Below are 13,102 nucleotides of genomic sequence, written 5' to 3'. Positions count from 1 at the left end.
TGCAATGCAAATATGCTTGCAAGTACGACTTAGCGCACCTGAGCGACGTAAGCGACGTTGGTCGAGGAGACCTTGTCCTCGAGCTGGACGCTCATGCGGGGATCGCCGGCGGTAGCGACGGTCAAATCGCCAGTCTTGACGTAGCCGAGCTCCTTAGCGGTCTCGATCGCCTTGACGATCGTGCCGTTGACGGTGCCCTGGGTAATCTCGGCCTGGTGCGGGATAACGCCCCAGTACATGATCATCTGCTGGACGGCCCACTCGTGGCGGGAGAACGCACAGATCGGCATGTTGGGACGGAAGTGCGAGATCAGGCGAGCGGTACGACCGGTGGTCGTCGGCACGGTGATGCACTTGGCGCCAACGGTGGTAGCCATGTTCACAGCGGACATACCCACAACGTTGTTGACAACGCGGGTGCCGTGAGCATCGGCCGGAACCTCGAGCGGAGCGTGGGCCGGGAGGTACTTCTCGGTCTCGAGAGCAATGCTGGCCTGCATCTTAACGGCCTCGACCGGGTACTTACCGGCAGCGGACTCGCCAGAGAGCATAACGGCGTCGGTGCCGTCGTAGATGGCGTTCGCAACGTCGGCAACCTCGGCGCGCGTCGGGCGCGGGTTCTGCTGCATGGAGTCGAGCATCTGCGTAGCGGTGATAACGGGCTTGTAGGCCGCGTTGCACTTGGCGATGATCTCCTTCTGGATGTGCGGAACGAGCTCGGGCTTGATCTCGATGCCCAGGTCGCCACGGGCGACCATGATGCCGTCGGAAGCCTCGAGGATCTCGTCGAAGTTCTCGACGCCCAGGGCGCACTCGATCTTCGGGAAGATCGTCACGTGCTCGCCGCCGTTCTCGCGGCAAAGCTCGCGGATGCCGCGGACGGACTCGCCGTCACGGATGAAGGAAGCGGCGATGTAGTCGATGTTCTCGGTCAGGCCAAAGAGGATGTCCTGACGATCGCGCTCGGTGATGGCGGGCAGCGAGATGTTGACGTTGGGCATGTTGACGCCCTTGCGCTCGCCGATCAGGCCGTCGTTCTTAACGACGCAGGTCATGTCCTGGCCGCTGACGGACTCGACCTCGAGGGCAACCAGGCCGTCATCGATCAGGATGAGGGAGCCCTTCTCGACCTCGGAAGGCAGAGCCAGGTAGTCGAGGGAGATGTGCTCAGCGGTGCCGTGGAAATCCTCGGACGTGGGCTGAGCGGTGACGACGATCTTGTCGCCGGTCTTGACGGCAACCTTCTTGCCATCGACCAGAAGGCCGGTGCGGACCTCGGGGCCCTTGGTGTCGAGCAGGATGCCGACGGGCAGACCGAGCTCCTTGGAAATACGACGGACGCGCTCGATGCGACCGTGGTGCTCGTCGTAGGATCCGTGCGAGAAGTTAAAACGGGCGACGTTCATGCCCGCCTTGATCATCTCGCGGATGGTCTCGTCGCTATCGCAGGCGGGACCCATGGTGCATACAATCTTGGTGCGCTTGTACATTCAGACCTCCATCTGACATCGTCTTGCGCTGATAGATAAACCATAAGAAATAAAACCGAAATGATTATAACGAAATGCCGACCGAATACCCCAAAAAATCGACCGTATGCCGAAATGGAAGTTCATTTTTTGCGAGAAAAACGGTATATGAAAAATCTTTACCAACCGCTCTAACCGCTGCTATCTGGGCGATATGTCAGTTTGACGATGTGCCGAAGAAAAAACGTTTTACCAATGTTGAGCATCACACGGTCTGCACCGTTGCGTGCGGACCATATTTCCAAACCGATTGTTTTGGCTAGACGCGTCGCTTTGGGGTACCATAGCTCCACTATCAACTGCCGCTCAGCACGGCAGCCTTGATGAGCCCTTGCCCTTCTCCTGGGAATTATGATCGGGCATCAATCTGCTGAGTGGCCCGAATCCCAGGAGGGGACTCTATATGCAAAAGGAATACCTGTCCGCCGCGGCGGAGGTGCTCAGCGACCAAGGTGTCGATGAGAACCTCGGCCTGAGCAACGGCGAGGCGTCGTCGCGCCTCGCCAAGACAGGCCCTAACAAGCTTGAGGAAGCCGAGAAGACGCCGCTGTGGAAGCGTTTCTTTGAACAGATGGCCGACCCCATGGTCATCATGCTGATCGTTGCCGCCGTCATCAGCGCGCTCACGGGTATGGTCAAGGGCGAGGCGGACTTTGCCGATGTCGCCATCATCATGTTCGTCGTTATCGTCAACTCGGTGCTGGGCGTGGTCCAGGAAGCCAAGAGCGAGGAGGCCCTCGAGGCCCTGCAGGAGATGAGCGCGGCGCAGTCCAAGGTGCTGCGCGACGGCAAGCTCGTACATCTGCCGAGCGCCGAGCTCGTGCCTGGCGACGTGATCATGCTCGAGGCGGGCGACTCCGTCCCGGCCGATTGCCGCGTGCTCGAGAGCGCCACGATGAAGATCGAAGAGGCCGCGCTCACCGGCGAGTCCGTGCCGGTCGAGAAGCACGCCAACGTGATCGAGCTCGCCGCGGGCACCGACGACGTGCCACTCGGCGACCGTAAGAACATGTGCTACATGGGCTCCACCGTGGTGTACGGTCGCGGTCGCGCCGTCGTGGTCGGCACCGGTATGAACACCGAGATGGGCAAGATTGCCGGTGCTCTTGCCGAGGCCAAGGAAGAGCTCACGCCGTTGCAAGTGAAGCTCGCCGAGCTCAGCCGCATCCTTACCATTATGGTTATCGTCATCTGCGTCGTCATCTTTGGCGTTGATATCATCCGCCACGGCGTGGGCAACGTTCTTACCGACCCGACCGCCCTGCTCGATACCTTTATGGTCGCCGTCTCGCTCGCCGTCGCTGCCATCCCCGAGGGCCTGGTCGCCGTCGTGACCATCGTGCTATCGCTTGGCGTGACCAAGATGGCTAAGCGCCAGGCAATCATCCGCAAGCTCTCTGCCGTCGAGACTCTCGGCTGCACGCAGACCATCTGCTCCGACAAGACCGGTACCCTTACCCAAAACAAGATGACCGTCGTCAAGCACGAGCTCGCTGCGCCCAAGGAGAAGTTCCTGGCCGGCATGGCGCTGTGCTCCGATGCTCAGTGGGACGAGGAGCTGGGCGAGGCCGTGGGCGAGCCGACTGAGTGCGCGCTCGTCAACGACGCCGGCAAGGCGGGCCTCACTGGCCTGACTGCCGAGCATCCGCGCGTGGGCGAGGCCCCGTTTGACTCGGGCCGCAAGATGATGTCCGTGGTCGTCGAGACCCTGGATGGCGAGTACGAGCAGTACACCAAGGGTGCGCCCGACGTGGTGATCGGCCTGTGCACCCATATCTACGAGGGCGATAAGGTCGTCCCCCTGACCGAGGAGCGCCGCGCCGAGCTCGTGGCGGCCAACAAGGCCATGGCCGACGAGGCCCTGCGCGTACTGGCGCTGGCAAGCCGCACCTACACCGAGGTTCCCGACGACTGCAGCCCCGCTGCGCTCGAGCATGACCTGGTCTTCTGTGGCCTGTCCGGCATGATCGACCCGGTCCGTCCCGAGGTGGCCGACGCTATCCACGAGGCGCACGACGCCGGTATCCGCACCGTCATGATCACGGGCGACCACATCGACACCGCCGTGGCCATCGCCAAGCAGCTGGGCATCGTCGCCGATCGCAGCCAGGCCATCACCGGTGCCGACCTCGATCGCATGAGCGACGAGGAACTCGACGCGCACATCGAGGACTACGGCGTGTACGCCCGCGTCCAGCCCGAGCACAAGACACGCATCGTCGAGGCTTGGAAGTCGCGCGACCAGATCGTGGCCATGACGGGCGATGGCGTCAACGACGCCCCGTCCATCAAGCGCGCCGACATTGGCGTTGGTATGGGCATCACCGGTACCGACGTCACCAAGAACGTCGCCGACATGGTACTTGCCGATGACAACTTCGCTACCATCATCGGCGCCTGCGAAGAGGGTCGTCGCATCTACGACAACATCCGCAAGGTCATCCAGTTCCTGCTTTCGGCCAACCTTGCCGAGGTGTTCTCGGTGTTTATCGCCACGCTCATCGGCTTTACCATCTTCCAGCCGGTGCAGCTGCTGTGGGTGAACCTGGTCACCGACTGCTTCCCCGCGCTTGCGCTGGGCATGGAGGATGCCGAGGGCGACATCATGAAGCGCAAGCCGCGCAACGCCAAGGACGGTGTCTTTGCCGGACATATGGGTCTGGACTGCGTGGTCCAGGGCCTAATCATCACCGCGCTGGTGCTGGCGAGCTTCTTTGTGGGCGTGTACTTTGACATGGGCTACATCCACATCGCCGATATGATCGCCGGCAATGCCGACGAGGAAGGCGTGATGATGGCGTTCATCACGCTCAACATGGTCGAGATTTTCCACTGCTTCAATATGCGCAGCCGTCGTGCGTCGCTGTTCACCATGAAGAAGCAGAACAAGTGGCTGTGGGCTTCCGCCGCGCTGGCACTGGTGCTGACGGTGATCGTGACCGTGCAGCCGACGCTTGCCGAGATGTTCTTTGGCCCCGTGACGCTTGAGCTCAAGGGCGTTGTCGCTGCCCTGGGCCTGGCCTTCCTGATCATCCCGCTGATGGAGATCTACAAGGCGATCATGCGCGCGGTCGAGAAGGAGTAAGTTAACCTGTCCGGGCCCGCCCCTGCGTGTTTTCTTCTTCGCTGGTCCTCGCGCTTCGCGCTGCGGGATCGCTCAGAAGAAAACACTCCCAGGGTGGGCCCTACGGTATCCTTACTGGCTTTTCTCCCGCGCGGATGAAAAAGGGCTGAGGGAAAGAAGGTGAGCGGCCGAGCAATTGCTCGGCCGCTCGTTTTGAATAAAGGATGTGCCCTTTGGAAACCCCTCTCGGCGGGCGGGCCCTGCGGTGACGTTGCTGACTTTTCTCCCGTGTGGATGATAAAGGCTGAGGGAAAGTGTGTGAGTCGGTCGAGCATTTGCTCGACCGACTCTTTTTTGTGGGAAAATACCTGCTCAGTTGTGATTTTTGGTGCTGGGAGGCGTTTGTGGCTAAGGCTAAGGCTAAGGCGAAGAAAAAGACGACGGGGGCGCGGGCTAAGCGTGATCGTCGTCGGAAGCTCGCGACCGAGGCTCCCGCATCTGCTGAGGAGTTGCTGGCGAGTGTACCGGGGCTTGACGCGCTGCAGGACGTTCCGGCGTTTGATGACCTGCCGATCGATGAAGCTCAGCAGACTGCCTTTGATGATTTCTGCGCACATGCCGAGGAGCCCGAGCAGATGCAGCTTGGCGCCGTGGTGCGCTTGGATCGCGGGTTTCCACTGGTGGCGACCGCTGACGATACCTTTCGCGCCGAGCATGCCGTGGGGTTTGCCAAGTCGCGCGGCGAGGACGAGGTCCTTCTGCCTGCCGTGGGCGACCGTGTGGCGGTGCGCCGCGCTCCCGGGCACGATATGGGTGTGATTGAGTGCGTGCTGCCGCGCCGTACGAGCTTTGAGCGTTGGCGCGGCCGAGCCCGCGGAGAGCGCCAGGTGCTCTGCTCCAACGTGGATAGCGTGCTAATCGTGCAGGCGCTCGGTGCCGGCGAGGTTCTGCTCGACCGCGTGGCGCGTTCGCTGGTATTGGCGCTCGACTGCGATGCCGAGCCGGTGGTGGTACTCACCAAAGCTGACCGCTGCGATGCCGAGGAGCTCGAGCGCGATCTGGACCGCGTGCGCCGCCTGGTGGGTCCGGACGTGCGCGTGATCGTGACGTCCTCTGCCGAGGGCCGCGGCCTGGACGAGGTCCGTGCCTGCGTGCCTGCCGGGAGCTGCGCCATGATTCTGGGCGAGTCGGGTGCCGGCAAGTCGACGCTGCTCAATGCGCTGCTGGGCCACGATACGTTGGCGACCGGCGGTGTGCGCGAACGCGACGACCAGGGCCGTCACACTACCGTCGCGCGCGTGATGGTGACGCTGCCGGGCGACGCCGGCGTGATCGCCGATGCCCCGGGCCTGCGCAGCCTACCGCTCGTGGGTCACGAGCGGGGACTGGCCCGCGCCTTCCCCGAGATTGTCGAGGCATCGCGCGCGTGCCGGTTTGGCGATTGCACGCATACCCATGAGCCGGGTTGCGCCGTTCGCGAGGCCGAGGACGCCGGGCAGATCGATAGCCTGCGTCTGGAAACGTTCCAAAACCTGGCGTTATCCATGCGCGTGAGTGCTCAAATGCTCGATCCCGATGTCCATCTGTAATTGATTTTTCCTATGACAGCCGTTTCCCAACTGTTCGGGAGACGGCTTTTTGCTGCGGAAAAGCCTCGAAACATGCAGTTTGCTGACGTGCTGACCAAAACCTTGCCACGAGCTTGACGGGCTGGTCAGCTTTTGGTCAGCGATTGGTTTGACATCGAAAACCAAGATTGCGATTGCGCCGCTTTGCACTCTGACCGCCCAGACAATGGTGGTACGGGCATTCGCCCGGCACTGCCATGAGAGGAGCGGCCGTGAACAAGAGCAAGCGCATCGCCATCAGTCTGGTCGCGGGCGTGCTCGCTGCTCTGCTCTGCATGGTTTACGGCTCATCGATCCGCTCACAAGCCGAACAGGTCCAGGCTGAGACCTTGGCCAAGTACGGTGGCGATCGCGTCGAGGTATGCGTCGCGGCGCGCGATATCGATGTGGGCGAGACCCTCGATGAGACCAATGTCATAACCCAGGAGTGGCTGACGAGTCTGCTGCCGCGTGACGCGGCGACCGAGCTGCGCCAGGTGCGCGGCGACGTGACGACTTCGCGTATTCCCAAAAACGCCGTGATCTGCAATGTCTACACCAAGGTCGAGAGCCGCAAGCTCGAGGTGCCTAAGGGCAAGGTCGCCGTTTCGGTGGCGGTCGATGCCGAGCACTCGGTCGGCGGTGCTACGGGCGTGGGCAGCTACGTGGATGTGTATGTGCAAAAAGACGGCGTGACCGATCGGCTGTGCGGCGCGTACGTGATCGATACCAGTGAGGATTCCGGTGCCACGCGCGAGGGCAAGATCGAATGGGTGACGCTGGCGGCTGACCCCGAAGACGTCAAGGAACTGCTGGGAGCCTCGGGCAAGGGAACGGTCAGCTTGACGATTCCCGCCACGGCGCGCGGCAAAAAGAGCGGAGGCGACGAGTGATGAAGGCGATCTGGCTTGCGTGCTGCGCGTGCGGCGATTACGGGCTGTTGCAGCGGGAAGTCGAGGGCCGTGATGCGGGTGCACAGGTGCTTCGCGTGGGTGACCTGGACGGGCTGGTTTCCATGGCGCGGGCGTTTCCGTCGCGCCGCGGGGCTGCCATCATCGCGGCGTCTCTGTTTGATACCGAAGATGTGCGCAAGACTGTTGCGCGCCTGACGGCCGAAGGCCGCGTGAGTCGCGTGGTCGTGTTGATAGAAGCGCTCGATCCGTCGGATATCGAGGGGCTGTTTCGCGCGGGGGCGACCGAGGTCATCGCTGCACACAGTATATGCGGCAACGGGCGCGCGGGCGAGGGAGCGGTTGATTCCGATCGGCGCATGACGATTGAGCCCGATGCTTTTGTTGATAGGGAACCCGGGGCGCCTCGCGCTACAAGAGGCCCGCGTGTTGATGATTATGGAAAAGCGGAAGCCGAGCATGGTCGGCGCCCCCGGAACCCCCTTGTATACGATGACGCTGGAGGGCCGGCGCAGCATGCTGGCGACTCCCCGGCAGTAGATATGGGATACGTGCACGGCGTGAATCTGGCGGATGAACTCGACGAAGTTGAGGGCCTTGCCGGGTGCGGCGAGTTGTCGCTGATGCAGCATGAGCAGATTGCGCAGAACGAGCCTGGCTCGCAGACCGAACAAGCAGCCATGCCGGCTTGGACGCAGCACGTGGTTGCGGCGGGGGAGACGGGGACGCTGTCACCGACGCCCGCCCCGCCGCCTCCGATGCCGCCGGCAGACGCTACCGCTCCGCCGCATCGAGCTCCAGTCATCTGCGCTATTTCGGGTTCGGGCGGTTGCGGCAAGTCGACGATCGTTGCCACCATGGCACACACATCGTCGCTGTTGGGCTTGCGTGCCGCCGTGCTCGACCTGGACCTGATGTTTGGAAACCTTTACGACTTGTTAGGCGTCGATGCTCCGCGCGATATGGCGGCACTTATCGAGCCGTCGGCGGCGGGCATGCTCACCGAGCCGGATATCGTAGCCGCTTCGATGCGCGTGGCGCCGGGCGTTACGCTCTGGGGTCCCGTCGCGGCGCCCGAGCAAGCCGAGCTCATGGCACGTCCGGTGGAGCTACTGCTTGATGTTCTGCGTCGCGAATCCGACGTGGTCTTTATCGATACCTCGGTCTTTTGGGGCGACGCCGTGGCGGCTGCGGTGGCGGCGAGCGACCGTTGCCTGGTCGTTGGCGATGCGGCGGTGTCGTCCGCGGCATCGGCATCGCGCGTCATTGAACTGGCAGGTCGAGTAGGTGTGCCGCGCACGCGCATGAGCGCCGTGTTCAACCGGTTCGGTGCGCGCGGGGCAGACGAGGACGTCGCCATGCGCTTTGAGATTGCCTGTGCGTTAAGCTCCAAGATTCGTATCGCCGATGGCGGGCAGGATCTCGCCGCGCTCATGGCGTTTGGGCGCGCTGACGAGGCAGTGGGGCAGACCAGCGCTTTTGCGACTAGCGTGCGCGAGGCCACGCGCGAGATGCTCGTGGAACTGGGGTGCGCCGTCGGCCCTTGGAGCGATATGATCGCCGACCGTGCAACGCGCACCGAACGCCCGCGTATCCGCCTTCCCTGGTCGCGCGAGGGTGATCAGCGATGAGCCTGCAAACGAGGATTAAGGCTGCCGGCGCTGCGGCGGCGGCAGCGCCTGTAGATGTGGGGCGTCGCCGCGCCGTGAAACGACGCACCAAGCGCGCCGTGATGGACCGCATGGGTTACGACGAAGTGGCGCGTATCAGCGCCTATATCGACCCGGCACTTGCCCGCTCGGAATTGCGTCCTGCGGTGGAGGCGGCGCTCAATGTTGAGGAGCCGACCGATCTCGCGACGCCCGAGCGCGAGACCATCATCGACGAGATTTTGGATGACGTGGTGGGCTTGGGGCCGTTGCAGCCGCTCATCGAGGACGACACCGTTACCGAGATCATGATCAACGGCTGCCGCTCGGCTTTCTTTGAACGCGGCGGCGTCTTGTACCCCATCGAGCATGCGTTTGAGGATGATGAGCAGATCCGTGTGCTTATCGACCGCATTATCTCGCCACTTGGCCGCCGTATCGACGAGCGCAGCCCCATCGTCAACGCCCGCCTCAAAACGGGCTATCGCGTCAACGCGGCGATTCCGCCTGTGGCGATTGACGGACCGATTCTCACCATCCGAAAGTTCTCGGACCGTATCTGCTCGCTGGACGAGCTTGTGGGGCTGGGGTCGCTGCCGCTTTGGTATGCGCAGCTGCTGTCGTGCGCGGTGTCGCTGCGACAGGACCTGGCGGTTGCGGGAGGCACGGGATCTGGTAAGACCACCCTGCTCAACGCGTTGTCATGTGAGATTTCCACCGGCGAGCGCATCGTGACGATCGAGGACTCTGCCGAGCTCAAGTTTGCGCATCATCCGCACGTGGTGCGCCTAGAGGCGCGCGAGGCTTCAATTGAGGGTGAAGGCGCGGTGACGATCCGCGACCTGGTAACTAATGCCCTGCGCATGCGCCCCGACCGCATCGTGGTGGGCGAGGTGCGCGGTGCCGAGTGCTGCGACATGTTGCAGGCCATGAACACGGGCCACGACGGGTCGCTCACCACACTTCATGCGGGTTCAGAACAGGAGACCGTGGTGCGTCTGACGTTGCTTGCACGTTATGGCATCGACCTGCCGAGTGAGCTCATCGAGGAGCAGATTGCCATGGCGCTCGACGGTATCGTGATGTCCGAGCGCCACGCCGATGGCAGGCGCTTCGTCTCCTCGTATTCGGGGGTGCGACGCGCCGCATCGGGCGGCGTAGAGCTCGAGCGCTATGTGACGTTCGATGCCGCCGAGCGCACCTGGACGCTTGACCGCGAGCCGCCGTTTATCGCAGAAGGCCTGCGGTCGGGGACGCTCACACAAGAGGAGGTGGACGAATGGAGATCACTGTGCCCCTCGTCGTAGGGGGCTTGGCAGGGCTTTCTGTCGCGACGGCGTGCGGGGCGGAACCTCGTGTGCCGCAGGTACCGCCGGCGGAGCTGGCACGTCAGGCGCTCGAGACGGTGGCAGAGAAGCTGCCGCGTGAGCTGGTGGAAAACGATCTGCTGAAAAAGATCGCCCGTTCGTGGGCATCGCTGGCTCCGGCGCATCGCCTTGGCCTCGTGATCGAAGATGCTTCGGGACGTTTGGCGTTTCTGCTGCTATCGAGCGGTGTCTGCTGCGTTTTACTAACGATGGTGTCGTTATCGCCCCTCGGATTTGCCTTGGGACTTGTTGCTCCGTTTGCCGTTGGTGCCGCTCGGGATGGCTTTGAGAGCCGGCGCGAGCAACACGATGCAGAAGAGGCAATGCCCGAGGCGTTTACCGCACTTTCCATGTCGCTTGCCTCGGGACATTCGCTGGCCCAGGGCATGCGCTTTGTGGGCGCTCATGCGCAAGAGCCAGTGCATAACGAGTTTTTGCGGGTGGCGGCGGCGATCGATTGCGGCATCTCGGCGACCGACGCGCTCGATGACTTGCTCGTGCGTATCGACGCCCCCGGTCTTTCGCTTGTGACCTTGGCGCTTAAGGTGTCTCAGCGCACCGGCGCTCCGCTTGCCGACTTACTGTCCGAGGCATCGAGCATGGTGGGGGAGCGCATTGAGCTCAAGCGCCGCCTGGATGTTAAGACGTCGCAGGCTCGCATGTCTGCGCATATGGTCGCGGCGATGCCGGCGGGCATGTGCGCGGTGTTGGCGCTGCTTTCGGCAGATTTTCGTCGCGGTCTTGCGACGCCTGCCGGCGCGGGCGCTGTGGTGCTGGGTCTTGCCCTCAACGCCGTTGCCCTGGTGGTTATCCGGCGCATTATGAGGGTGGAGCTATGAGCGCCCTGGTTGCAGTTGCGGCTTGCCTGTGCGCCCTGAGTGTATTTGTCGCGACGGGTTTGGATCGGGTGGATGCGCGCAAGATCGCAGGGGCCTGCAAGCGCGAGGCGGTGCTGGTCGCTGCTGCGGGTCGCTCGGTGGTCGATGCTCTGACCGCGCGAGTGAAGGGCGCGGTTGGAGCGGGCGGCCCGGCGCGAGTGTCGCTCGGCGAAGTGTCCGAGATGATCGATGTTGTGCGCTTGGGTCTTTCGGCCGGTCTTTCGTTTGATGCGGCGCTTGAGATTTTCTGCGCCAACCGCCGGTCAGTGCTGGCTCTTCGCCTTGAGCGCGCCTGCATGGCGTGGCAGGTGGGCGTGGGCACGCGTGAGGACGAGTTGTTGGCCGCCGCGCGCGACCTGGACGTGCGAGCGCTCGAGACCTTTGCCATCACGGTGGGGCAGGCGCTCGCCCTGGGTGCCCCACTTGCCGAGACGCTGGCCGCTCAAAGTCGCGAGATCCGTGCGGCTCATCGCGCCGCGGTCGAGCGCGAGATCGAACGTGCGCCCGTCAAGCTGCTGATTCCCACCGGCACGCTCATCTTGCCGGCGTTGCTTCTGTCCATATTGGGCCCGCTGCTGGGAGCAGGCGGGATGATGTAGGGAGGAATACATGAACACGATGACTGACGCTGCTGGCAAGGTCCAGGGCTGGGCGTTTTGCCGGGCGGCACATGTTCGTCAGCGCGCCAAGGAACTATTGCAGGAGGAGAGTGCACAGGGTACCACTGAGTATGCCATCTTGGTCGGCGTGCTCGTGGTGATCGCGATTATCGCCATCGTCGCATTTAAGGGCAAGGTCCAAGATCTATGGAACGCTATCAGCGAGGGCATCAACAGCCTGTAGAGGGCGAGCGCCCCATCGGGGTGCTGCTGGTGTTTGCTTGCCTGACCGTGGCGATAGCGGCGGTGCTTTGGGGGCTTAACGCCGCGCGGCAGCAGCGTCCTGGGACCGCCTCCGATTTGGGCTCAGATTCGGCGGTGGCGTCTCAAAAAGATGAGATGCGAGATGCGGACGATTCGGATGTCGCTGTCACGGCGCAAACCTTTCTGCGGACGCTCGACAAGCGGTCTGGCACTGCGACGGATTCGCCTGAGGGCAACGCGATTGCGGTCCGGCTTGCATGGTCCGAGGACCGACCGATGACCGAAGCGGCGGCGGATATGCTGCGTGCCTATCGCGAGGTACCCACGGCGCAACTTGCTCTGAGCGGCTATCTCGACATCAAGGGAAACGTGTGGGGCGCCATCGTGCGCGACGAACGCGGCTGGGTCGATATGGTGACAATTGCCGCGGATGCTGGCGATGCTTCGTGTCGTCTGCGCGCCGTGCGCCTGAGCCCGCAGGCAACGGACTCAAAGGAGGGATCGTGAAATGCATGATGTCCTGCGTGAGGAATCTGCCCAGGCGACGGTCGAATACGCCATCGTCACGGTGGCGCTGTTATCGATCGTGCTGGCGATCGCGGGACTTTGGCGTGCCGGCACCGATGGGCGCTTGGCGGCGCTGGTTGAGCGGGCGGCATCCCATGGCGTTGCCTCGACGTCGGTTATCGACGCCGCTGCGGCCGCTAAGGACATCGCGTTGTATTGATGCCGCGCGCGAGGACCGGGCGCAGTCTACGGTCGAGGCCGCTTTTTTGCTGCCGACGTTTCTGACACTCATCCTTCTCGCGCTGCAACCGGTGTGCCTGCTCTATACGCGCGCGGTCATGGAGTCTGCCGCCGCCGAGACCGCGCGGCTCATGACCACGACGACGGCGGAGGACGACGATCTTAAGGAGTTCACCCGCCGCCGACTTGCCGCAGTGCCCAACGTTTCGATCTTTCATGCCGGCGGGCCGTTGTCGTGGGATATCGAGCTTGGCCGGGCCGGTGCGGGTGGCGTCTCGTCCGTGTCCGTTTCCGGCGAGGTCAAGCCGTTGCCTGTGATCGGTGCGTTTGCGCAGGCTATGGGTGGTACCGCCGAGGGCGGCTACGTTGAGCTCAAGGTCGATGTCTCGTATCAATCGCGTCCCGAATGGCTGGAGGGAGATTATGATTCGTGGATTGCTGCATGGGATTAGGCGCTGCCTGTTGCGGGTGACGCAAGGGTTTGCGG

At 63.1% G+C, this 13,102-nt stretch carries 12 protein-coding genes; 11 read left to right on the top strand and 1 reads right to left on the bottom strand.

Annotated features, from left to right (window positions below; translation table 11 throughout):
• Nucleotides 1-29 precede the first annotated feature (29 nt).
• On the bottom strand, nt 30-1,490 hold the full coding sequence (pyk, locus tag DW151_RS06815) for a pyruvate kinase (protein WP_118335046.1): 1,461 nt from the start codon (nt 1,488-1,490) through the stop codon (nt 30-32).
• Between the two features lie 442 nt (nt 1,491-1,932).
• On the opposite strand from pyk, the gene DW151_RS06810 reads away from it, so the two are divergent.
• The 11 genes from DW151_RS06810 (at nt 1,933) to DW151_RS06760 (ending at nt 13,067) form a co-directional block, all read left to right on the top strand.
• On the top strand, nt 1,933-4,614 hold the full coding sequence (locus DW151_RS06810; RefSeq protein WP_118335044.1) for a cation-translocating P-type ATPase: 2,682 nt from the start codon (nt 1,933-1,935) through the stop codon (nt 4,612-4,614).
• A gap of 614 nt (nt 4,615-5,228) precedes the next feature.
• A complete protein-coding gene (gene rsgA, locus DW151_RS06805) occupies nt 5,229-6,182 on the top strand; it encodes a ribosome small subunit-dependent GTPase A (protein WP_199570253.1) in 954 nt (317 codons plus the stop codon).
• Nucleotides 6,183-6,433: 251 nt separating this feature from the next.
• Nucleotides 6,434-7,093, top strand: coding sequence for a Flp pilus assembly protein CpaB (gene cpaB / locus DW151_RS06800; RefSeq protein WP_226790441.1), 660 nt, complete (start codon nt 6,434-6,436; stop codon nt 7,091-7,093).
• Nucleotides 7,093-8,742 carry a P-loop NTPase gene (locus DW151_RS06795; protein ID WP_118335042.1) on the top strand — a complete coding sequence of 550 codons (1,650 nt, stop codon included), beginning with the start codon at nt 7,093-7,095 and terminating at the stop codon, nt 8,740-8,742. The genes cpaB and DW151_RS06795 overlap by 1 nt, the downstream gene beginning before the upstream one ends.
• Nucleotides 8,739-10,067, top strand: a complete 1,329-nt coding sequence (locus DW151_RS06790) for a CpaF family protein (RefSeq protein ID WP_118335040.1) — start codon at nt 8,739-8,741, stop codon at nt 10,065-10,067. The genes DW151_RS06795 and DW151_RS06790 overlap by 4 nt, the downstream gene beginning before the upstream one ends.
• Entirely contained in the window at nt 10,040-10,966 is a 927-nt protein-coding gene (locus tag DW151_RS06785) for a type II secretion system F family protein (RefSeq protein ID WP_118066132.1), read from the top strand. Before DW151_RS06790 ends, DW151_RS06785 begins: the two co-directional genes overlap by 28 nt.
• The gene (locus tag DW151_RS06780; protein WP_118335038.1) at nt 10,963-11,604 is read left to right on the top strand and encodes a type II secretion system F family protein; all 642 of its coding nucleotides are present in this window, start codon (nt 10,963-10,965) and stop codon (nt 11,602-11,604) included. Before DW151_RS06785 ends, DW151_RS06780 begins: the two co-directional genes overlap by 4 nt.
• A gap of 10 nt (nt 11,605-11,614) precedes the next feature.
• Nucleotides 11,615-11,848 (top strand): hypothetical protein, encoded by a 234-nt coding sequence (locus DW151_RS06775; RefSeq protein ID WP_089572694.1) that lies wholly within the window; start codon nt 11,615-11,617, stop codon nt 11,846-11,848.
• Complete coding sequence (locus tag DW151_RS06770; RefSeq protein WP_128620524.1) at nt 11,812-12,375, top strand: hypothetical protein; 564 nt, start codon at nt 11,812-11,814, stop codon at nt 12,373-12,375. Before DW151_RS06775 ends, DW151_RS06770 begins: the two co-directional genes overlap by 37 nt.
• Nucleotide 12,376: 1 nt before the next feature.
• Nucleotides 12,377-12,595, top strand: a complete 219-nt coding sequence (locus DW151_RS06765; protein WP_117563704.1) for a hypothetical protein — start codon at nt 12,377-12,379, stop codon at nt 12,593-12,595.
• Complete coding sequence (locus DW151_RS06760) at nt 12,531-13,067, top strand: TadE/TadG family type IV pilus assembly protein (RefSeq protein ID WP_117563703.1); 537 nt, start codon at nt 12,531-12,533, stop codon at nt 13,065-13,067. Before DW151_RS06765 ends, DW151_RS06760 begins: the two co-directional genes overlap by 65 nt.
• Nucleotides 13,068-13,102: the final 35 nt, after the last annotated feature.

The organism is Collinsella sp. AM13-34 (assembly GCF_003473055.1).
Lineage (GTDB): Bacteria > Actinomycetota > Coriobacteriia > Coriobacteriales > Coriobacteriaceae > Collinsella.
Note: the sequence above shows the minus strand (reverse complement) of the source record. Positions and strands in the feature narration are given on the sequence as shown.